The sequence below is a fragment of the Bradyrhizobium sp. I1.14.4 genome (assembly GCF_050435825.1).
GTDB lineage: Bacteria > Pseudomonadota > Alphaproteobacteria > Rhizobiales > Xanthobacteraceae > Bradyrhizobium.
Window position 1 is genome coordinate 1 of record NZ_JBNDLA010000026.1, and the last position, 21564, is coordinate 21564.

The 21564-nt window shown below is 65.1% G+C and carries 17 protein-coding genes; 11 read left to right on the forward strand and 6 right to left on the reverse strand.

The window, feature by feature from the left end:
* Positions 1–113: 113 nt before the first annotated feature.
* Positions 114–875, reverse strand: coding sequence for an SDR family oxidoreductase (locus ABIB78_RS32075; RefSeq protein ID WP_429032002.1), 762 nt, complete (start codon positions 873–875; stop codon positions 114–116).
* Positions 876–962: 87 nt separating this feature from the next.
* Between ABIB78_RS32075 and ABIB78_RS32080 the strand changes: the two genes are divergently transcribed.
* A complete protein-coding gene (locus ABIB78_RS32080) occupies positions 963–2492 on the forward strand; it encodes a malonate--CoA ligase (protein ID WP_429032005.1) in 1530 nt (509 codons plus the stop codon).
* 11 nt (positions 2493–2503) lie between these two features.
* Entirely contained in the window at positions 2504–2992 is a 489-nt protein-coding gene (locus ABIB78_RS32085; protein WP_429032008.1) for a hypothetical protein, read from the forward strand.
* A gap of 6 nt (positions 2993–2998) precedes the next feature.
* On the opposite strand, the gene ABIB78_RS32090 is transcribed toward ABIB78_RS32085, so the two are convergent.
* On the reverse strand, positions 2999–3859 hold the full coding sequence (locus tag ABIB78_RS32090; RefSeq protein WP_429032010.1) for a sulfite exporter TauE/SafE family protein: 861 nt from the start codon (positions 3857–3859) through the stop codon (positions 2999–3001).
* Positions 3860–3872: 13 nt separating this feature from the next.
* Entirely contained in the window at positions 3873–4121 is a 249-nt protein-coding gene (locus ABIB78_RS32095) for a hypothetical protein (protein WP_429032013.1), read from the reverse strand.
* 104 nt (positions 4122–4225) lie between these two features.
* On the opposite strand from ABIB78_RS32095, the gene ABIB78_RS32100 reads away from it, so the two are divergent.
* From ABIB78_RS32100 to ABIB78_RS32130, 7 genes are all read left to right on the forward strand, one after another.
* On the forward strand, positions 4226–5146 hold the full coding sequence (locus tag ABIB78_RS32100) for a LysR family transcriptional regulator (RefSeq protein ID WP_429032015.1): 921 nt from the start codon (positions 4226–4228) through the stop codon (positions 5144–5146).
* 229 nt (positions 5147–5375) lie between these two features.
* Positions 5376–5774: a succinate dehydrogenase, cytochrome b556 subunit gene (gene sdhC, locus ABIB78_RS32105; RefSeq protein ID WP_429032018.1), complete on the forward strand. Its 399-nt coding sequence runs from the start codon at positions 5376–5378 to the stop codon at positions 5772–5774.
* 14 nt (positions 5775–5788) lie between these two features.
* On the forward strand, positions 5789–6163 hold the full coding sequence (sdhD, locus tag ABIB78_RS32110; RefSeq protein WP_083992366.1) for a succinate dehydrogenase, hydrophobic membrane anchor protein: 375 nt from the start codon (positions 5789–5791) through the stop codon (positions 6161–6163).
* Positions 6164–6166: 3 nt separating this feature from the next.
* Positions 6167–8008 carry a succinate dehydrogenase flavoprotein subunit gene (gene sdhA, locus ABIB78_RS32115; RefSeq protein WP_429032021.1) on the forward strand — a complete coding sequence of 614 codons (1842 nt, stop codon included), beginning with the start codon at positions 6167–6169 and terminating at the stop codon, positions 8006–8008.
* An 18-nt stretch (positions 8009–8026) separates the two neighbouring features.
* The gene (locus ABIB78_RS32120) at positions 8027–8812 is read left to right on the forward strand and encodes a succinate dehydrogenase iron-sulfur subunit (protein WP_166300497.1); all 786 of its coding nucleotides are present in this window, start codon (positions 8027–8029) and stop codon (positions 8810–8812) included.
* 396 nt (positions 8813–9208) lie between these two features.
* Positions 9209–10192: a zinc-dependent alcohol dehydrogenase family protein gene (locus ABIB78_RS32125; RefSeq protein WP_429032024.1), complete on the forward strand. Its 984-nt coding sequence runs from the start codon at positions 9209–9211 to the stop codon at positions 10190–10192.
* A 56-nt stretch (positions 10193–10248) separates the two neighbouring features.
* The gene (locus tag ABIB78_RS32130; RefSeq protein WP_429032025.1) at positions 10249–11730 is read left to right on the forward strand and encodes an AAA family ATPase; all 1482 of its coding nucleotides are present in this window, start codon (positions 10249–10251) and stop codon (positions 11728–11730) included.
* A 77-nt stretch (positions 11731–11807) separates the two neighbouring features.
* Here ABIB78_RS32130 and ABIB78_RS32135 read toward each other — a convergent pair whose 3' ends face one another.
* The 3 genes from ABIB78_RS32135 to ABIB78_RS32145 all read right to left on the reverse strand — a co-directional run bounded on the left by ABIB78_RS32135 (position 11808) and on the right by ABIB78_RS32145 (position 16867).
* Complete coding sequence (locus ABIB78_RS32135; RefSeq protein ID WP_429032028.1) at positions 11808–14579, reverse strand: bifunctional acetate--CoA ligase family protein/GNAT family N-acetyltransferase; 2772 nt, start codon at positions 14577–14579, stop codon at positions 11808–11810.
* A gap of 129 nt (positions 14580–14708) precedes the next feature.
* Positions 14709–16583: a ferrous iron transporter B gene (gene feoB, locus ABIB78_RS32140; RefSeq protein ID WP_429032029.1), complete on the reverse strand. Its 1875-nt coding sequence runs from the start codon at positions 16581–16583 to the stop codon at positions 14709–14711.
* Complete coding sequence (locus ABIB78_RS32145) at positions 16580–16867, reverse strand: FeoA family protein (protein WP_429032032.1); 288 nt, start codon at positions 16865–16867, stop codon at positions 16580–16582. The genes feoB and ABIB78_RS32145 overlap by 4 nt, the downstream gene beginning before the upstream one ends.
* A gap of 332 nt (positions 16868–17199) precedes the next feature.
* Between ABIB78_RS32145 and ABIB78_RS32150 the strand changes: the two genes are divergently transcribed.
* Positions 17200–19347, forward strand: a complete 2148-nt coding sequence (locus tag ABIB78_RS32150) for an ATP-binding protein (protein ID WP_429032034.1) — start codon at positions 17200–17202, stop codon at positions 19345–19347.
* Between the two features lie 156 nt (positions 19348–19503).
* Positions 19504–21558, forward strand: coding sequence for an ABC transporter ATP-binding protein/permease (locus tag ABIB78_RS32155; protein ID WP_429032037.1), 2055 nt, complete (start codon positions 19504–19506; stop codon positions 21556–21558).
* The last annotated feature ends 6 nt before the right edge of the window (positions 21559–21564 follow it).

Consider the following 21564-nt stretch of genomic DNA (forward strand, 5'->3'; position numbering starts at 1 on the left):
GCCGGACATATGGATGCAAGCGATCCGATCTACTCAAAAAGCTCTTGTGCCACGGGGGCCGTCCACATATGGGTCCCTGCTTTCGCAGGGACGACCCGTTGAGGGAGTTGAGACTAATCCCTATTCGACGGCGTCTGAATAAAGCCGCGGTTGTGCGTCGGGCTGATCAGGATCTCGTTCATGCAGACGCGCGACGGCATGCCGGCGACGAAGGCGATGGTGCGGCCGCAATCCTCGGGCTGCAGCATCTTGGCCTGCTCGGCTTCGCTCGGCACCACCGGCCGCTGCTTCAGGATCGGCGTTGCGACCTCGCCCGGCGACAGGCAGCAGGCGCGCAGGCCGTTGACGCATTCGTCCATGTTGAAGGAATGGGTCAGCGCCAGCACCGCGTGCTTGGTCGTGGTGTAGGCCGGGCCCGGCATCTTCGAGACGTGCCGGCCCGCCCAGGACGCGACATTGATGATACAGCCGTCCTGCTGCTTGCGCATCGTCGGCAGCACCGCGCGCATGCAGTAGAGCACGCCGTTGAGGTTGATTTCGACCAGTCTGTCCCAGCCTTCCAGCTCCATGTCGGCCCAGCTCCGCTTCGGCACATTGATGCCGGCGCTGTTGACCAGCAGGTCGATGCGGCCGTGCCTGGCGACGATCGCCTCGGCAGCCTTGCTGACATCGGCCTTGTTGCTGACGTCGAGCGGGATCGCCTCGGCCTTGCCGCCCTTTTTCGTGATGTTGGCCACCACGCGGTCGAGCTCTTCCTTGCGGCGGCCCGAGACCACCACCGTCCAGCCGTCCGCAGCCAGGAATTCCGCCCCGGATTCGCCAATTCCGGTGCCGCCGCCGGTGACCCAGGCCACGCGTTTCCCATTATTTGTCATGCAAACTGTCTCCGTTGCTTTCCGAAGGGCGTTTTTGCTAATCCAGCCGGAGTTTTCCGGCTCTTTCGCCCCTCACGGGATGTTTGCATGAACACGACCGCCAACGCCAACCTGTTTTCCCGCCTGTTCGACGGCCTCGACGACCCCAATCGGCTCGCGATCGAGCAGCTCGACGGCAGCCGCATCTCCTACGGCGACCTGATCGCGCGCGCCGGCCAGATGGCGAACGTGCTGGTTGAGCGCGGCGTCAAGCCGGGTGACCGCGTCGCGGCGCAGACCGAGAAATCGGTTTCGGCCCTCGTGCTCTATCTTGCGACCGTGCGCGCCGGCGGCGTCTATCTGCCGCTCAACACCGCCTATACGCTGAACGAGCTCGAATACTTCATCACCGACGCCGAGCCGTCGCTCGTGATCTGCGATCCCTCCAGGCTGGAAGGCATCAAGGCGATCGCCGCCAAGGTGGGCGCGAAGGTCGAGACGCTCGATGCCAGCGGCAAGGGCTCGCTGACCGAGGCCGCCGACAAGGCGGCGAAGGAATTCGTCACCGTGCCGCGCGGCAATGACGACCTCGCCGCGATCCTCTACACGTCGGGCACCACCGGCCGCTCCAAGGGCGCGATGCTGTCGCACGACAATCTGGCGTCGAACTCGTACTCGCTGGTCGACTACTGGCGCTTCACCGACAAGGACGTGCTGATCCACGCGCTGCCGATCTATCACACCCACGGCCTGTTCGTGGCGAGCAACGTGACGCTGTTTGCGCGCGCCTCGATGATCTTCCTGCCGAAGTTCGATCCGGACGCGATCCTGAAGCTGATGGCCCGCGCCACCGTGATGATGGGCGTGCCGACCTTCTACACCCGCCTGTTGCAGAATCCCGGCCTGAACAAGGACGCGACAAAACACATGCGGTTGTTCATTTCGGGCTCCGCGCCGCTGCTCGCCGACACCCATCGTGAATGGTCTGATCGCACCGGGCACGCCGTGCTCGAGCGCTACGGCATGACCGAGACCAACATGAACACCTCCAACCCCTATGACGGCCAGCGCGTGCCCGGCGCGGTCGGCTTCGCGCTGCCCGGCGTCTCGGTGCGGGTCACCGATCCCGAGACCGGCAAGGAACTCGCGCGCGGGACCATCGGCATGATCGAGGTCAAGGGCCCGAACGTGTTTAGGGGTTACTGGCGGATGCCGGAGAAGACCAAGGCCGAATTCCGCGCCGACGGTTTCTTCATCACCGGCGACCTCGGCAAGATCGACGACAAGGGTTACGTCCACATCCTCGGCCGCGGCAAGGACCTCGTGATCTCCGGCGGCTTCAACGTCTACCCGAAGGAGATCGAGAGCGAGATCGACGCCATGCCCGGCGTGATCGAATCCGCCGTGATCGGCGTGCCGCATGCCGATTTCGGCGAAGGCGTCACAGCCGTTTTGGTCTGCAGCAAAGGCTCCGATGTCAGCGAGGGCTCGGTGCTGAAGGCGCTCGACGGGCGGCTCGCCAAGTTCAAGATGCCCAAGCGCGTCTTCGTCGTCGACGAACTGCCGCGCAATGCGATGGGCAAGGTGCAGAAGAACATTCTGCGGGATATGTATAGGGATATTTACAAGGCGCGGTGACGAGACCCGGAATGAATCGAGAGCAGGCGGCAGAATTGAAGAAGCGCCTACTGAACGTGGGCGGAGCACTCGATCGTACGGTGATGGCCATGGGGCAAATCGACAAGGTCGAGCGCGACACCTTGTGGGAGCATCTCAACGAACTCTACGAAATCGTCTACCGAAGGCTGTTGGCGGGCATCTATGCCCAGCATCCTGATCTAGAGCCTCCGCCCAAGCCCCCGCATCTGTTCAGCGAACTGACATGGAGCGAGGTGACTCTTCCGTCGTCAGTGACCGAAGATCAACTGGACGAAGTTATTTTCTCGCTTTTGAAGTCTCGCTGGCGGAAAGTTACGGCATTCGTGACCGATGCAGAACAACGCTTCAAGGAGCTCGGCTGGGCTATCAGTCATGAGGCGACGGCGGCCCGACTACAGACTCTCTCTGATTTGGATAGTATCGAGAGCGCAGGCGATCTGCGATACTGGGGTAACAGCGAAGTCCGGTTGAAGGATTGACTGCGGCTAGTGTCCGCCGACGAGGCTGATCACGAACCGCCCGCCGACGATGAAGAGATAGGCCCCGAACGCCACCTCGAGCGCCCGCTTCGAAAGCGCGTGCGCGACCCTCACGCCGAGCGGCGCGGTGACGAGCGTGGTCGGCATCACCAGCAACGCGCCGATCAGCGAGACGTAGCCCAGCGCGAACGGCAGTTGCAGCGCGGCGACGTCGGGAAAGCGCGCGGCGGCGGGCCAGCCGGCATAGACATAGCCGAGCGCGCCGGGAATCGAGATCAGCACCGCAAGCGCCGACGAGGTCGCGACCGCCTGATGTATCGGCCGGCCGTAGAAGGTCATCAAGAGGTTGGCGAACAGGCCGCCGCCGATGCCCATCAGCGTCGACAGCAGGCCGACGAAGAAACCATAGACGCGCATCAGGAAGCCTTTCGGCACGTCGTCGCCGAACTTCCAGGTCTCGCGCGCCAGCAGCAGCCGCGCCGCCGCCGACCAGGCCACCATCACGAACACGATCTTGAACAGCCGCTCCGGGGCAAAGCGCGCGGTGACGCTGCCGGCGACGACGCCGATCACGATCGGCAGCCACCAGCGCTTCAGGATCTCCATGTCGACCGCGCCGCGGCGATAATGGGCGCGAAACGAGCTCAGCGAAGTCGGGATGATGATCGCGAGCGAGGTGCCGATGCACAGCGGCATCCGCACCTCGAGCGGGACGCCGGCGAGGCGAAAGCATTCGTAGAACACCGGCACCAGGATGGCGCCGCCGCCGATGCCGAACAGGCCGGCGAGAAAACCGGACAGCGCGCCGACCGCGATCAGCAGCAGCGCAAGCTCGAGCAACTCCTTGGGATCGAGGCCGGCCATCATGTCCTTCGCATCTTCAGGAGCGGCCCGCCTCGGTGCGGTCGGCCAACCACAACGCGACCAACGCCGCCACCGGAGCAGCGACCGCGATCAAGGCCAAGCGGAGTGGGGTGGAGTGCGCTACGCCCTGCATCAGCAACGCCAGCACGTCGACTAGCAGTCCGGCGCAGGAGAAAACAAGCAGGATGGCCGGATCGTCGGCATTGGCGCGGCCGGCGGTTCGGCGCCATTCGAGCGGATCGGGTTGGATGGAAGTTGAGGCCATGTCGAGCTCCTCAAATCGTGGAGCCGACAGGCTAGACCCTTCTGAAAGACGGGGGTATTGCTGCAAATAGGCAGGCTCTCTTGCAAAATGTGGAAGGATCGAGCTTGGACCAGCTTGCGGCGATGGCGGCCTTTGTCCGCGCGGTGGAGACCGGCAGCCTGTCGGCGGCGGCGCGCTCGCTGCCGAGCTCGCTGACCTCGGTGAGCCGCCAGATCAGTGCCCTCGAGGAGCATTTCGGCGCCCGCCTGCTGCTGCGCACCACTCGTCAGCTCGCGCTGACCGATGACGGCCGCGTTCTCTACGAGCGCGCGAAATCGATTCTCGGCGAGGTCAGGGAAATCGAGGCGGCGCTGTCGCGCGACCCGCACCAACCGTCAGGGCGAATTCGCGTGAGCTCTCCGAGCCTGATCGGGCGGCTCGTCATCGCGCCCTTGCTGGTCGAATTTCTGCGCCGCTATCCGGCGCTGTCCGTCGATCTGCTGTTGATCGACCGCGCCGTCGACATGGTCGAAGAGGATATCCATCTGGCGATTCGGATCGGCCGGCTGCGCGACTCGCAGCTGATCGCGCGCAAGCTCACCGACCTTCAGATGATTGTATGCGCATCGCCAGATTATCTTACCCGGCGCGGCGAGCCGCAGACACCGGACGAGCTTTCGGCGCATGACTGCCTGGTGTTCTCCGATTCGCCTGGCGGCGCGGCGTGGCGGTTTGCCGACGGTTCGAAGACGGGTCGCAAATTCCGCATATCCGGTCGGCTCTGGATGAATAGCCTCGACGCGCTGGTCAACGCGGCGAGGGACGGCGCGGGCATCGTCCGCGTGCCGGCCTGGCAGGTGCAGTCCGATCTCGCGAGCGGCCGCCTACAGCGCCTGCTGATCGACCACGAACCGGCGCCGACGCCGCTGCATCTGATGCTCCAGCCGTCCCGCCTCGCAGCGCCTAAGATCAGGGCATTTGTCGATTATCTGGTGGAACAGTGGGGCAAAATGGACGCCTTCCGCAACCCGATCGCGCCCCGCTAAGCGCGTCAACCAAGTTGGGTGGATTGATATTCACTTCTTGGTTCACTCGACCTTGCATCTGGTATACCACACTGCGGATCAATCAGAATTCGGCAAGTCTAACAATGAACTTCGGTTCGAGCGAAGGCTATTTGACCGTTGCGCGGGCTGATCCGACTCCGTAAATAGAACTCCTCTACCGCGTTCCCCGATGGGCCGGCCGCGGTCCCTCAAAACACAAAGCCCGCCGATGACCGCCAGGATCGAACGACCGCTTTCACCCCATTTGCAGACCTACCGGTGGACGCTGACGATGGCGCTGTCCATCGTCCACCGTGCCACAGGCGTGGCACTCTATTTCGGCACCCTCCTGCTCGCCTGGTGGCTGATTGCGGCCGCCTCCGGCCCCACCGCCTATGCCAGCGTCCAGGCCTTCACCGGCAGCGCGATCGGCAAGCTGATCGTGTTCGGCTACACATGGTCGCTGATGCACCATTTGTGCAGCGGCATCCGGCACTTCGTCTGGGATCTCGGCTACGGCTTCAAGGCCAATGAGCGCGAAGCGCTGACCTGGGGCGCGCTGGTCGCCGGCATCGCGCTGACCGTGCTGCTCTGGATCATTGCCTACGCCGTCGGAGGTGGACGATGAGCGGCCGCTCTTCGATGCGCACGCCGCTGGAGCGCGTCCGCGGCCTCGGCTCCGCGCATACCGGCACGGGCGATTTCTGGCGCCAGCGCCTCACCGCGGTTGCGATGACGCTCCTGATCGTTCCCGTCATCGTCGTGGTAATCATGCTGATCGGCCGCAATCATGCCGGCGCGGCACAGATCCTCGGCTCGATCCCGATCGCCATCATCCTGCTGCTCTTCATCGTCGCCAGCACCTGGCACATGAAGATCGGCATGCAGGTCGTGATCGAAGACTACATCCACAATGAGAAGCTGAAGATCGCCAGCGTGATGGCGAACAACTTCTTCTGCGTCGCGGTCGCATTGGCCTCGATCTACGCAATCCTCAAATTGTCGTCGGGAGTTTAACCCATGGCCGGTGAAGGAAACGGCAAGGCCACCAACGGCAGTGGCCCGGCTACCAACGGCAAGGCCTACCCGATCCAGGACCACACCTACGATGTCGTCGTGGTCGGCGCCGGCGGCGCCGGCCTGCGCGCCGTGGTGGGCTGCTCGGAAGCGGGGCTGCGCACCGCCTGCATCACCAAGGTGTTCCCGACCCGCTCGCACACGGTTGCGGCGCAGGGCGGCATCTCGGCCTCGCTCGGCAACATGCATCCCGACGACTGGCGCTGGCACATGTACGACACCGTGAAGGGGTCGGACTGGCTCGGCGACCAGGACGCGATCGAATACATGGTGCGCAACGCGCCCGACGCGGTCTACGAGCTGGAGCATTGGGGCGTGCCGTTCTCGCGCACCGAAGACGGTAAGATCTATCAGCGCCCGTTCGGCGGCATGACCCTGGACTACGGCAAGGGCCAGGCGCAACGCACCTGCGCCGCCGCCGACCGCACCGGCCACGCCATGCTGCACACGATGTATGGCCAGTCGCTGCGCCATGCGGCCGAGTTCTTCATCGAGTTCTTCGCCATCGACCTGATCATGGACGACCAGGGCGTCTGCCGCGGCGTGATCGCGCTCAAGCTCGATGACGGCACGCTGCATCGCTTCCGGGCCCAGAGCACGATTCTGGCGACCGGCGGCTATGGCCGCGCCTATGCTTCCTGCACCTCGGCCCACACCTGCACCGGCGACGGCGGCGGCATGGTGCTGCGCGCCGGCCTGCCGCTGCAGGACATGGAGTTCGTCCAGTTCCACCCGACCGGCATATACGGTTCGGGCTGTCTCGTCACCGAGGGCGCCCGCGGCGAAGGCGGCTATCTCGTCAACTCCGAGGGCGAACGCTTCATGGAGCGCTACGCGCCGTCGGCTAAGGATCTCGCCTCGCGCGATGTCGTCTCGCGCGCGATGACGATCGAGATCCGCGAAGGCCGCGGCGTAGGCAAGAAGAAGGACCACATCTTCCTGCATCTCGATCACCTCGATCCGAAGGTGCTGCATGAGCGGCTGCCGGGCATCTCCGAATCGGCGAAGATCTTCGCCAATGTCGACGTCACGCGCGAGCCGATCCCGATCGTGCCGACCGTGCACTACAACATGGGCGGCATCGCCACGAACTATCATGCCGAGGTGCTGACCAAGCGCAACGGCGACGACAATTCGGTGGTGCCGGGCCTGATGGCGATCGGCGAGGCGGCCTGCGTCTCGGTGCATGGCGCCAACCGCCTCGGCTCCAACTCGCTGATCGACCTCGTGGTGTTCGGCCGCGCCGCGGCGCTGCGCCTTGCCGACAAGCTGTCCGCGAACGCCAAGCAGCCGGAGCTGCCGAAGGATTCAGCCGACCTCGCGCTCGGCCGGCTCGATCACTTCCGTCACGCCTCCGGCGGCACGCCGACCGCGAAGCTGCGCGACAGCATGCAGCATGTGATGCAGAACAATTGCGCGGTGTTCCGCACCGGCGACGTGCTGCACGAAGGCCAGAACCTGATCCACAAGGTCTATGGCGGCATCAGCGACATCTCGGTCTCCGACCGCTCGCTGGTGTGGAATTCCGACCTGGTCGAGACGCTCGAATTCGACAATCTGATCGTGCAGGCGGTCGTGACGATGGATTCGGCGGCCAACCGCACCGAAAGTCGCGGCGCGCATGCGCGCGAGGATTTCCCGGACCGTGACGACAAGAACTGGATGAAGCACACGCTGACCTGGATCGATCCGGCCGGCAAGACCGCGATCGAATACCGTCCGGTGCACAGCTACACGATGACCAATGACGTGCAGTACATCCCGCCGAAGGCGCGGGTCTACTGAGAACGAAGGCGAGCAAGCATGGTTGAATTCGCACTTCCGAAGAATTCGAAGATCTCCGGCGGCAAGACCTGGCCGAAGCCGGCGGGTGCCACCGAGACGCGCGAATTTCGGGTGTATCGCTGGAACCCGGACGACGGCAAGAATCCGAGCGTCGACACCTACTATGTCGACACCCACGATTGCGGTCCGATGGTGCTGGACGGCCTGATCTGGATCAAGAATCACATCGATCCGACGTTGACCTTCCGCCGCTCCTGCCGCGAAGGCGTCTGCGGCTCCTGCGCGATGAACATCGACGGCCAGAACACGCTCGCCTGCACCAAGTCGATGCACGACGTCGGCGCGGGCGGTGCGGTGAAGGTCAATCCGCTGCCGCACCAGCCGGTCGTCAAGGATCTCGTGCCCGACCTCACCAATTTCTATGCCCAGTATGCCTCGATCGAGCCGTGGCTGAAGACCACGACGCCGACGCCGCAGAAGGAGTGGAGGCAGAGCCACGAGGACCGCGAGAAGCTCGACGGTCTCTACGAGTGCATCCTGTGCGCCTGCTGCTCGACCTCCTGCCCGAGCTACTGGTGGAACAGCGAACGCTTTCTCGGCCCCGCTGCACTGCTGCAGGCGACGCGCTGGGTCACCGACTCCCGCGACGAGGCGACCGGCGAGCGACTCGACAATCTCGAGGATCCGTTCCGCCTCTATCGCTGCCACACCATCATGAACTGCGCCAAGGCGTGCCCGAAGGGCCTCAATCCCTCCGAAGCGATCGCCGAGCTCAAGTTCAAGCTGGTCGAACGCCAGATCTGATCCGCCGCGCCGGAGCCTGGGCTATCGATCGACCAGGCTCCGCTCGATAGTCGGCGTTCCACGCCTTCTCCGGCTGGAGCAGGTTACGTCAGCCGGCAGAACGTCGTTTGACCCGACGCAGCGGTTTCCCGGCGGAGGCAAGAATTGCGGCTGAAGCCGTCGAAGAGCCGATCGATCATCTGCTACAGAAGCGCGAACGGATTGACGTACTGGCGCGGCACGGAGCGCCCGACGTGAACGGGAACTGTAGCTTCGGTCATTCATTCTCTCCTGACTGAACCCAATTCATGGACCATGTCCTTAAGGCGAGGTCCAATATCTCTGCCTTGACCGAGATCAAGGCTCGCGACGATCGCCTGCTCACACTGCGTCCATTACGATTCCGGATGGGTTGCCATGTATGCGATGGTGCTTGCGGCGCGCGGTGCGCCTCTCGTCCTTACGGAGCGTCCTGACCCGGTTCCGGGCGCTGGCGAGGTTCGCGTCAAGGTCAGTGCCTGCGGCGTCTGCCGCACCGATCTCCATCTCGTCGATGGCGAGCTACCCGATTTGTCCTACCCGATCGTCCCCGGCCACGAGGTGGTCGGCCGGATCGATGCGCTAGGAGATGGTGTCACCGAACTCGCGATCGGCATCCGCGTCGGCGTGCCCTGGCTCGGCCGCACATGCGGCGTCTGTCCCTATTGCCGCACGGGTCGGGAAAATCTTTGCGATTGTCCGCAGTTCACCGGCTACACCCGCGACGGCGGCTTCGCCAGCCACCTTGTTGCCGACGCTCGCTATTGCTTCCCGCTCGGAGAGCATGGCGACGACGTGGCGCTTGCCCCGCTCCTTTGTGCCGGATTGATCGGTTGGCGATCGCTGGTGATGGCCGGCGACGGCAGCAACATCGGCATCTATGGCTTCGGCGCGGCTGGACACATCGTGGCGCAGGTCGCGCGGTTGCAAGGCAGGTCAATCTATGCCTTCACCCGCAAGGGCGATGAGGACGCGCGGTCTCTCGCAATCTCCTTGGGAGCGGAATGGGCCGGAGCGTCCGAGGACAAGCCTCCGGTCGAGCTCGACGCTGCAATCATATATGCGCCCGTCGGAGCGTTGGTGCCGGAGGCACTTCGCGCGGTGCGCAAGGGCGGGCGCGTGGTATGCGCCGGAATCCACATGTCCGACATTCCGTCGTTCCCCTACGATATTCTCTGGGGCGAGCGGCAGATCGTCTCCGTCGCCAATCTGACACGGCAGGACGGCATTGATTTTCTCGGCACCTGGGCCGGCGCCGGTATTCGAACGCACACCACGGTTTTTTCGCTCGACCAAGCGAACGCAGCGCTGGCGCAGTTGCGCGACGGCAGGCTGGTGGGCGCGGCAGTGCTGCGACCATGACGAGGCGAAGCCGCACAAACAGCCGCGAGGACAGCCAGCAAGCAGTGCTTGCCTTCATGGACGAGCGCGTTCGTAGCGGCGCGGCGAAACGGGTCGACACCCATATCTCCGCGGTGTTCCTCGAGCCGGATCGGGTCCTGAAGATCAAGCGGGCCGTTCGCCTGTCGTTCCTGGATTATTCGACCCTGGAGAAGCGGAAGCACGCCTGCGAGGCGGAGCTTGCCGTCAACAGACGCTATACTCCTGAGCTTTACCGGCAGGTCATCCCGATCACCAAGGGAATAAGCGGCCCCGAAATCGGCGGTGCCGGACCCGTGCTCGAGTGGGCCGTCGAGATGGCGCGGTTCGACGAACGCTGCACACTCGATCATCTGGCTGCCGCCGGCGAGATCAGGCCGGAGATCGGCGACGCGCTGGCCGATACGATCCAGCGATCTCATGAGAAGGCAGAGATTTCCGGTGGCGCCGCGTGGCTTGCCTCCATTGCCACCATTATCGACCGCAACACGGATAGCCTCCGCAGCCAGCCCTCACTTGAAGGTCGCGCCGTCGAACGGTTGCATGAACGGAGCCATAGCTGTTTGGCAAGCTGCCGGCCCCTGCTCGAGCGGCGGGCCTCAGCAGGATGCGTCCGACGTTGTCATGGCGACGCTCACCTCGGCAATATCGTCCTCGTCAACCAGAAGCCGGTGTTGTTCGACGCCATCGAATTCGATCCCGCAATGGCCACGACGGACGTTCTTTACGACCTTGCCTTCCCGCTGATGGATCTCATTCATTTTCGCTCGCTGCGCGCAGCAAGCCGGCTGTTCAATCGTTACCTCGAGCCAACCTGGCGCGACAACGGCGCCGCGCTGCAATCGCTTTCGCTGCTTCTTTCCATGCGGGCGGCGATTCGCAGCCAGGTGCTCTTCACCAAATGCGAACAATCAGGCGACGTTGCGGGGATGACCGAGGCGAAATCCTATTTCGAGCTGGCGCTGCGGCTGATCACCCCGACAAGACCATCACTGATTGCGATCGGCGGGATGTCCGGAACGGGCAAGAGCGTGCTGGCGCGCGACGCCGCCGGCCTGTTGCAGCCGCCGCCTGGCGCGATCATCCTGCGTTCTGATGTGATCCGCAAGGAGCTGTTCGACGTTGATCCGCTCACGGCGTTGCCGGAGAGCGCCTATGGCGCCGAAGTGAGCGAACGCGTCTATGAGGCGATGTTCGAGCGTGCCGCGCAGATCACAGCGCAGGGATTCTCAGCGATCCTTGATGCAGCCTTCCTGCGCGAGAGCGAGCGGACCGCGATCGAGCAGGAAGCGCGCAAGATAGCGGCCGACTTCCGGCCGATCTTCCTGTACGCGGATTTGTCCACCCGCCTCGACCGCATCGCATCGCGGGATAAAGACGCTTCCGACGCCACGCGCGAAGTTGCCGCGCGACAAGAGCAATACAGCATCGGCCAACTCGACTGGCCTCGGATCGATGCATCCGGCGCGCCTGAAGAAACCCTCAGACGAAGCTCTTCAGCTCTGTTGAAAGCCCCGTAAGCGGCCTCGCGTTGATCAATCACCGTCCTTGCCGCCGCGGCGAATATGCCTTCATCCGCGAGACGGACGGCACATCCCTATCGGGACCATGCCGTCGCACCGCTTTGATCCGAGCCGGACCGAATCAGAATATCCGCCCCGACAGCATCGACGGCCGATCGATCGAGGTCGAGCACGACGTCGACGATGCTGTGATCCTCCAGATCCATCGTGACAGTGAAGCCGAGATCGCGGCACATCCCGATCATCGTGGTGTTCTCGGTTAGCACCTGGCCGGACAGGCGCTTCAATCCCTCCGAGCGCGCATAGTGGATCAGGAGCTGCATCAGCGCCCAGCCAAGTCCTTTGCCCTTGAGATCGGACTGCAGCAGGATCGCATATTCGGCGTTCGCGTACAGCGAGTCCGAGTGCAGCCGGACCGCTCCCATCATCTCGCCCGTCTTGGGATCGAGCGCCACAAACGCCATCGCCCGCGCATAGTCGAGCTGGGTCAGGCGCGCGATGAAGGCGTGCGAGAACTCCTTCATCGCATGGAAGAAGCGCAGCCTGAGGTCTTCGGCGGTGACGCGCCGGAAGAAGGCCTCAACCATCGGCTCATCCTCCGGCCGCATCGGGCGCACCGTGACGCGCGAGCCGTCGCGTAACGCAAGCTCGCCCTCCCATTGCGACGGATAGGGCCTGACGGCGAGCCTGGTGTGACCGGCGAACAGCCGAGTGGGTTTGCGGATCGCCACCCGCGCATCGAGCGCGAGCACGCCGGTCTCGTCCGCCAGCATCGGATTGATGTCGAGCTCGGCGACCTCGGGAATGTCGGCCGCCATCTGCGCCAGCTTGACGAGGGTGAGCGGCACCAATTCGGCCGGGACGGCCGGCACATCGCCATAGCCGCCGAGCAGCCGCGAGACGCGGGTGCGCCCAACCAGTTCTCGCGCGAGATTCATGTCAAGCGGCGGCAGCGCCAGCGCCTTGTCGTTGATCACCTCGACCGCCGGACCGCCGCGCCCGAACACGATCACCGGACCGAAGGTCGGATCGTCGGCGATGCCGAGGATCAGTTCGCGCGCCGCACGCCGCACGATCATCGGCTGGATCGTCACGCCCCGCAGGGTGGCGTCGGGCCGCGCGCTTCGGGCGCGCTCCATGACCGTCCTGGCGGCCTCGATGACACTGTCTTTTGTGCGCAGGTCGAGGATCACCCCGCCGACATCGGACGCGTGCCTGATGTCGCGCGAGAACACCCTGACCACGACCGCATGTCCCGCGGCGAGGAACGGCGCCGCCTTCTCGGCAGCGTCCTTGGCACTGTCCGCGACAACTGTGGTGACGATCGGAATCGCGTAGGCCTCGAACAGCGCGACAATCTCGGCCGGATCGAGCCAGGCGCGTCCCTCAGACAACGCTTTCACGACGACATGCCGCGCCGCTGCCGTCTCCGGCGTGAACACCGATGCGACGCCGGGCGGGGTGGCGGCGAGCGCGGTGGAGGCCTCGCGATAGCGCACCAGATACATGAAGGCGCGGACCGCATCGTCTTCGGTCGGGAAATGCGGAATCCGCGCCGCCTCGAAGATGGCGCCGGTGCGCTCGTCGGCGCCGACCCAGGCCGCGAGCACTAGTGCGGCGACCGCACTCCGCTTCGTCCTGCGATCGCGCACGCATTGCGCCACCGCCTCGGCAATTCCCTCGGCCGGTGCCACTGCCGTCTCGACATTTGCGACCAGGACAGCGTCGCTGTTCGCGTCATCGAGCAGCGCGTTGAGCGCGACCACGTAGCGGGCGGCATCGGCGTCGCCCGCGATGTCGACGGGATTGGCACATGACCAGCCCGGCGGCAGCACCTTGTCGAGCCGCGCGATCGTCTCGTCGGTCAATGTCGCGGGAACGCCACCGAGCTCGGCCAGCCGATCGGTCGCGAGGATGCCGAGCCCGCCGCCATTGGTCAGGATCGCCAGCCGGTTGCCGCGCGGGACAAAGCCGCGGCCAAGCAGCTCTGCGCAATCGAATAGCTGGCGCAGGTCGTAGACGCGCAGCATACCGGCGCGGCGGAACGCAGCATCATAGACCGCATCGGAGCCGGCCAGCGCGCCGGTGTGGGTCGCGGCGGCCTTTGCACCCTGCGCCATCCGTCCCGACCTGACGACGATGACCGGCTTCATACGCGCCGCGGCGCGCGCCGCCGACATGAACTTTCGCGCGTCGTTGATCGCCTCGAGGTAGATCAGTATCGCGCTGGTATGATCGTCCAGCGCGAAGTAATCCAGCAGGTCGGCGACGTCGACATCGAGCTGGTCGCCGATCGATGCGATGCCGGAGAAGCCGAGCCGCCGTTCGGCCGCCCATTCGATCATCGCCGCCGCGACCGCGCCGGACTGCGAGATCAGGGCGACATGTCCGTCGGACGGCTGATGCGCGGCGAAGCTCGCATTGAGCTTCGCCCGCGGCACCATGACGCCGAGGCAGTTCGGCCCGATCAGGCGCATGCCGTATCGGCGCGCCGTCTGTCCGGCGGTTTCCGCGAGCGAGCCCGCGCCGTGGCCGAGACCGGCCGACAGGATCGCCGCACCGGCAACGCCGGCGAGGCCGGCCTCCGCCACGATCTCCGGGACCGCAGCCGCCGGTGCGCTGATGACGACAAGGTCGGGAACGAACGGAAGCGACTTCAGGTCCGGAACGGTCGGCGCGCCGTCGACCACGGCATAGTGCCGATTGACGACGCCCAGCTTTCCGGTGAAGCCGCTCGCCTTGACGTTTCGGAGCACCGCCGCGCCGAGCGACGACGGACGCGGGCTGCCGCCGACCACCGCGATGCTTCGAGGCGAAAATATCCGCTCCAGGCCGTAGATCGACATTGCATGGTCTCGCAGGGGACACGCGGAGGCGCCTGCCGCTTCACGCGCCCTCGATCAACTCTACTGCTTCGTTCGCCTGCCTGCACCCATCGCGGTTTCGGGTCGGGATGACGGAACTCGGCTGCCCAATCAATGCAGGCCCAGCGCCTGCGCCAGGTTGAAGGTCAGCAAGCTCGCGACATAGGCCAGCGCGAGCATGTAGATGAACGTCACCACCATCCACTTCGCGCCGCCGGTTTCGCGGCGGATCACCGCGAGCGTTGAGGCGCATTGCGGGGCGAAGATGTACCAGACCAGCAGCGACAGCGCGGTCGCCAGCGTCCATTTCTGCGCCAGCACCTGGCCGATCTGGTCCGCCGCCTCCTTGCCGCCTTCGATCGAATAGACGGTGCCGAGCGCCGCGACCGCGACTTCGCGCGCCGCCATGCCCGGGATCAGCGCTACCGCGATCTGCCAGTTGAAGCCGATCGGCCGCAGCAGCGGCTCGAGCGCATGGCCAATCATCGCCGCAAAGCTGTAGTTGATTGCCGGCCCCTCGGCGCCGGCGGGCGCGGTCGGGAACGAGGCCAGGAACCAGATCAGCACCATCATCGAGAGAATCGTGGTGCCGGCGCGATACAGGAACATCTTGGCGCGGGTGAACACGCCGATCGCGATGCTGCGCAGCCGCGGCACCTTGTAGTCGGGCAATTCCAGCATGAACGGCGCCGGCGCATGGTCGCGCCACAGGAAGAATTTTGCGATCGCCGAGACCGTCAGCGCGCTGGTGATGCCGGCGGCATAGAGGCCGAACATCACGAGCCCCTGCAGATTGACGAAGCCCCACAGCGTGGTCGCCGGAACGAAGGCCGAGATGATCAGCGTGTAGACCGGAATGCGCGCCGAACAGGTCATCAGCGGCGCGATCAGGATCGTGGTCAGGCGGTCGCGGCGATTGTCGATCACCCGCGTCGCCATGATGCCGGGAATCGCGCAGGCGAAGCTCGACAGCAGCGGAATGAAGGCGCGGCCATGCAGCCCGGCGCCGCCCATGATGCGGTCCATCAGGAACGCCGCGCGCGCCATGTAGCCGAAATCTTCCAGCAGCAGGATGAACAGGAAGATGATGATGATCTGCGGCAGGAACACGATGACGCTGCCGACGCCGGAGATCACGCCGTTCTGCAGGAAGCTTTGCAACAGGCTCCAGCTTTCGGGCAGCAAATCGTGGATCAGCTGCCCAAGCGCCGAGAAGCCGTCCGAGAGCAATTCCATCACCGGCTGCGCCCAGGTGAACACCGCCTGGAACATCACGAACAGGATCGCGGCCAGGATCACGAGACCCCAGACCGGATGCAGCACGACGGAATCGATCCGGTTGGTCAGCGTGTCGGGCTTGGTCGGCAGCGTCACGGCCGCGGCGATGATACGGTCCGCCTCGCGCTGCGCCGCCTTGAGATCTGCAATCGTCGGCGTCGTCCACTCGCTGGCTGCCGCCTCATGCGACTTCGCCAGGAATTCGTCGGTCCGCTTCAAGAGGTCGTCGACGCCGCCCTTGCGGACTGCGACCGAGGTCACGATCGGCAGGCCGAGCTCCTGCGACATGCGATCGAGATCGATCGTGACGCCGCGGCGCCTGGCGATATCGATCATGTTGAGCACGAGCATCATCGGCCGGCCGACACGCTTCAGCTCGAGAACGAGGCGCAGGGTCAGCCGCAGATTGGTGGCATCCGCGACGCAGAGCATGAGATCGGGCACCGCCTCGCCGTCGAAGCGGCCTAGCACGATGTCGCGGGTGATTTCCTCGTCCGGGCTGCGGCCGCGCAGCGAATAGGTGCCGGGCAGGTCCAGCACGGTCACGCTGCGGCCCTCCGGCGTGACGAAGGCGCCGGATTTGCGCTCGACGGTGACGCCGGGGTAATTGGCGACCTTCTGGCGGCTGCCGGTCAGGCTGTTGAACAGCGACGTCTTGCCGGTGTTCGGCGCGCCCACCAGCGCCAGGCGCAGGGATGCAGTTGTCATTCGACGATCACGGCCATGGCTTCGCTCCGGCGCAGCGCGATCGTGATGTTGTCGACGCGCACCGCGATCGGGTCTCGTCGGATCGTGCCCTCATGCAGGATTTCCACGCGCGCGCCTTCGACAAATCCCATCTCGACCAGGCGCTGCTCAAGCTCCTGCGGAGAGAGCGATGAACCCGTCATGAGCGCATCGAGCCTGACGATCTTTCCGACAAAACCGCGATCCGCATGTCCGAGCCGGATGTCCTGCATAATATCCTGGGTGGTGTTTGGATCGCCTGTCATGCGGCCTGTTTTTCAGCAGGTAGTCACAGGGTCAAGCATTTGCCCGTGGGAGGTTTTAGAACTCCTAAAAACAGCACCCGGAAGCGTCATCCGGGTCGATTTTCTGCTTGACTGCCGGCGAGGCGCTAACGAGGCCGTGATGACATCGAGCAACATCCGCCCCGCGCCGGCCCGGACGTGAGCCGGCTCCCAATTGATCGATCCGGGTTGGCTTCCGGTAACCTTGACCGGCCGCAGGATGACGAAGCAGCCCCGCGCCGCACGCCGGGGCGGGGTTTCGCTTTCTCCGGCGCAACGGTTTGCGTTAAGGTCCGCAAGGAGCCGGAGCGCCCGTGCAGACCGCACACCGCAATTCGCTGAGACTGCTGCAATGGATGATGGCCGCCTCGCTGGCCCTTCCGCTGGCACTGTTCATCTTTGCCTCCGCAATGTCCTGGGTTTCGACCAGCGACGCCGCCGACCAGGAGATCCAGCGGACGCTTGACGTCGCCCATGAGCACGCGCTCAAGGTGTTCGAGACCATCGACCGCAGCCTGGCCGAGGTCACCGAGGTCATCCGCGGCATGAGCGACGCCGACATCGTCGCGCGCGAGAAGGATCTGCACCAGCGGCTGCGCCAGGTCGCCGTGGCGCTGCCCCAGGTGAAATCGATCTGGGTGTTTGATGCCAACGGCCGAGCCCTGGTCAACAGCCTGGTGCAGCCGGCCCCCGACGTCGATTTCTCGGATCGGGAATACTTCCGGATCCACGCCGAGGGCGACATCGGCACCTATATCGGCGAGGTACTGACGCCGCGGCCGCCCTATCTTGGCTCGCGGTTCTTCAGCGCCGGCCGGCGCCGCAACAACGAAGACGGCAGTTTTGCCGGCGTGATCCAGGCCTCCGTGCTTCCGGAATATTTCGAGTATTTCTACGCCAAGATCGGTCGCGAGCCCGGCAGCTTCCTGGCGCTGATCCGGGCCGATGGCGCGGTGCTGGCGCACTTCCCTGTCGTCGACCACGACGTCAGGTTCGAGCCGAGCGGGCCGCTCGGGCGTCAGATCGTCGCCAATCCGCAGGCCGGCGCCATGACGATCCAATCCCCGGCCGACGGCATCGAACGGCGCATGCGCTATCAGCGGCTGGCCGAATACCCGATCTATGTCAGCGCCGGCCTCGAAACCTCGGCGATCCGCTCGCGCTGGATCTCGACCATGGCCCAGCACCTGATCTTCGGCGTACCGGCGACCGCGCTGCTGTTCGGCCTGCTCGCGCTCGCCTTCCGGCGGACCCAGCACCTGCAGGAGGAGGCCAGCCGGCGCATCGAAGCCGAGGAGGCGTTGCGGCATGGCCAGCGGCTGGAGGCACTCGGACAACTCACCGGCGGCGTCGCGCACGACTTCAACAATCTGCTCACCGTGATCCGCGCCTCGGTCGACATGTTGCGGCGGCCGGACCTGCCGGAGCCGCGGCGGCAGCGCTACATCGATGCGATCTCCAACACCGTGAACCGCGCCGCCAAGCTGACCAACCAGTTGCTTGCGTTCGCGCGCCGGCAAACCCTCAAGCCCGAGCTGTTCGACGCCTGCCAGAACGTCCGCACCCTGAGCGAGATGATCGCGACCCTGATCGGCTCGCGCATCGAGATCACAGCGCAGGTCCCGGACGAGAGCTGTCTCGTCAACGCCGATGCCGGCCAGTTCGAGACCGCCATCATCAACATGGCGGTGAATGCGCGCGACGCCATGGACGGCGTCGGCCGGCTCACGATCGCGGTCCGTGCCGTGGACAGCCTGCCGCCCGCGGCGATCACTCCACCGAGCCCGCACGGCCATGTCGCGGTGTCGGTGGCCGACACCGGCGTCGGAATTCCGCAGGAGCTGTTCGGCCGCATCTTCGAGCCGTTCTACACCACCAAGGAGGTCGGCCACGGCACCGGCCTCGGCCTGTCGCAGGTGTTCGGCTTCGCCAAACAGTCCGGCGGCGAGGTGACCGTCACCAGCGAAGTCGGCAAGGGTGCGACATTCACACTTTATCTGCCGCGCGTCGTCGGCGAGCACGGCCCGCAATCGCGGCTCACCGAGGATGCACCTTCGGTCGACCGGACCAGCGCATCGGTCCTGATCGTCGAGGACAATGCGGAGGTCGGGAAGTTCGCCGCCGACACGCTGACCCAGCTCGGCTGCACCTGCGTGCTGGTCGAGAACGCCACCCACGCGCTGGAGGAATTGGCCGTCAACCCTGACAGGTTCGACCTGGTGTTCACCGACGTCGTGATGCCCGGCATCAGCGGCATCGAGCTCGCGGAGGAGATCCGCCGCCAGGGGCTCGATCTGCCGATCGTGCTCGCCTCCGGCTACAGCCAGGTGCTGTCGCAGCAGGGCAGCGGTGGCTTCGAGCTGCTGCAGAAGCCCTATTCGGCCGAACAGCTCGCGCGCGTGCTGCACAAGGCCACGCGCTCGCGCAGGCTGAAGCGCGATCAGGCGCCGGCGTCGTCGTGACAATGGAATGCGAGTTTTCGTCGACGCTATCACGCCACCACTGTCGTCGTCCCGGCCTAGTGCGCAATTGCGCACGGGAGCGCGCGCCTCGGTCCGCCGATGGATCAGCTCCGCCTTCAGGACGGAACCGTTTGATTTGCCTGACGTTGTCGTGGCATGGGCAAAGCCGCGGCAAAATCCGGAGCTTCGAGCAAGCAACCTTCCGCCAAGGCGACTTCGTCTCGGCAAACCAACGCAAAGCGAAGTGGCCCTGAAGGCAAGGAGCACGCGGAGACCGAAGCGGACCACGCCAAGTCGGAATTTGTCGAAGTGGTTGCCGAAGGCGGCGATCATCTCGAGCCGCCGCCACCGGACATTCTCGAACCCGATCCCGAATTGTCGCCCGAAGAGACCGAGCAGGCGCGCAAGGACTATTTGCTGACGCGGTTCTGGATCAGCGCGCGCGGCTATTGGGGTCGGAGCGGCGACCGGCTGGCGTGGTTGTTCACGATCGGCCTGCTGCTGCTGATCGTCGCCAATGTCGCCGTCCAGTACGGCATCAATGTCTGGAATCGCGCGATCTTCGATGCGATCGAAAAGCGCGACTCGGTCAGCGTCTTCCACCTGACCGCCATCTTCTTTCCGCTCGCGATCGGCAGCGTGCTGCTGGGCGTCGCCCAGGTATTTGGCCGCATGGGCATCCAGCGGCGCTGGCGCGCCTGGCTGACCAACGCCGTGGTGTCGCGCTGGCTGACGAACGGGCGCTACTACCAACTCAACCTCGTCGACGGCGATCACAAGAATCCGGAATACCGCCTCGCGGAGGATCTGCGGATCGCGACCGACTCCCCGGTCGACTTCATCGCCGGCGTGACGTCGGCGCTGCTCTCCGCCGTCACATTCATCGTCGTGCTCTGGACGATCGGCGGCGCGCTGACGCTGACGCTGGGCGGCTCGTCCATCATCGTCCCGGGCTTTCTGGTCATTGCTGCGATCATCTATGCCGCGATCGCGTCAGGCTCGATCATGGCGATCGGCCGTCGCTTCGCGCAGATTTCCGAGGACAAGAACCAGGCGGAGGCGGAATTCCGCTACGTCCTGACCCGCGTGCGCGAGAACGGCGAAAGCATCGCACTGCTCGGCGGCGAGACCGAGGAGCGCGACGGCATCGACAGGACGTTCTCGAACGTGCTGCGACAATGGGCGCGGCTCGCCGGACAGCACATGCGCACGACGCTGGTGTCGCAGGGATCGAGCTTGATTGCGCCGGTGATCCCGCTGCTGCTATGCGCGCCAAAATTCCTCGACGGCAGCATGACGCTCGGCCAGGTGATGCAGGCGGCGTCGGCCTTCACCATCGTGCAGGCCGCGTTCGGCTGGCTGGTCGACAATTATCCGAGGCTCGCCGACTGGAACGCATGCGCACGCCGCATCGCGTCGCTGATGATGTCGCTCGACGGACTCGAACGCGCCGAGACCGGCGACGGCTTCGGCCGCATCAAGCGCGGCGAGACCAGGGGCGAAGCCATGCTGAGCCTCAACGACCTCTCCGTCACGCTCGACGACGGCACCGCCGTTGTCGGCGAAACCGAGGTCGTGATCGAGCCGGGGGAACGGCTGCTGGTCGCCGGCGAATCCGGGACCGGCAAGAGCACGCTGGTCCGCGCCATTGCCGGACTATGGCCGTGGGGCGGCGGCAGTGTCGGCCTGCACGCCGACCGCCGCCTGTTCATGCTGCCACAGAAGCCCTACGTGCCGTCGGGTACGCTGCGCCGCGCGGTGGCCTATCCCGGAGCGGCGGAGGACTGGAACGTCGATGAGATCGGCGACGCCTTGCACAAGGTCGGCCTCGACCATCTCAAGGACAAGATCGAAGAGGACGCACCGTGGGACCAGACGCTGTCCGGCGGCGAGAAGCAGCGGCTCGCCTTTGCCCGCCTGCTGCTGCACAGTCCCGACATCGTCGTGCTCGACGAAGCGACGTCTGCGCTCGACGAGAAGAGCCAGGACAAGATGATGGAGATGGTGACGACGGAATTGGCGAAGGCGACCATCGTCAGCGTCGCCCATCGCGCCGAGCTGGAAGCATTCCACAGCCGCAAGATCGTGCTGGAGCGACGCAAGGGCGGCGCCAAGCTGGTCAGCGACGTCGACCTGATCCCGCGCAAGGGCAAGCAGAGGCTGCTCGGCCGCTTCCTGCGCCAGCGGCAGGCATCGAGCAAGGCGGCCTAACGGCCG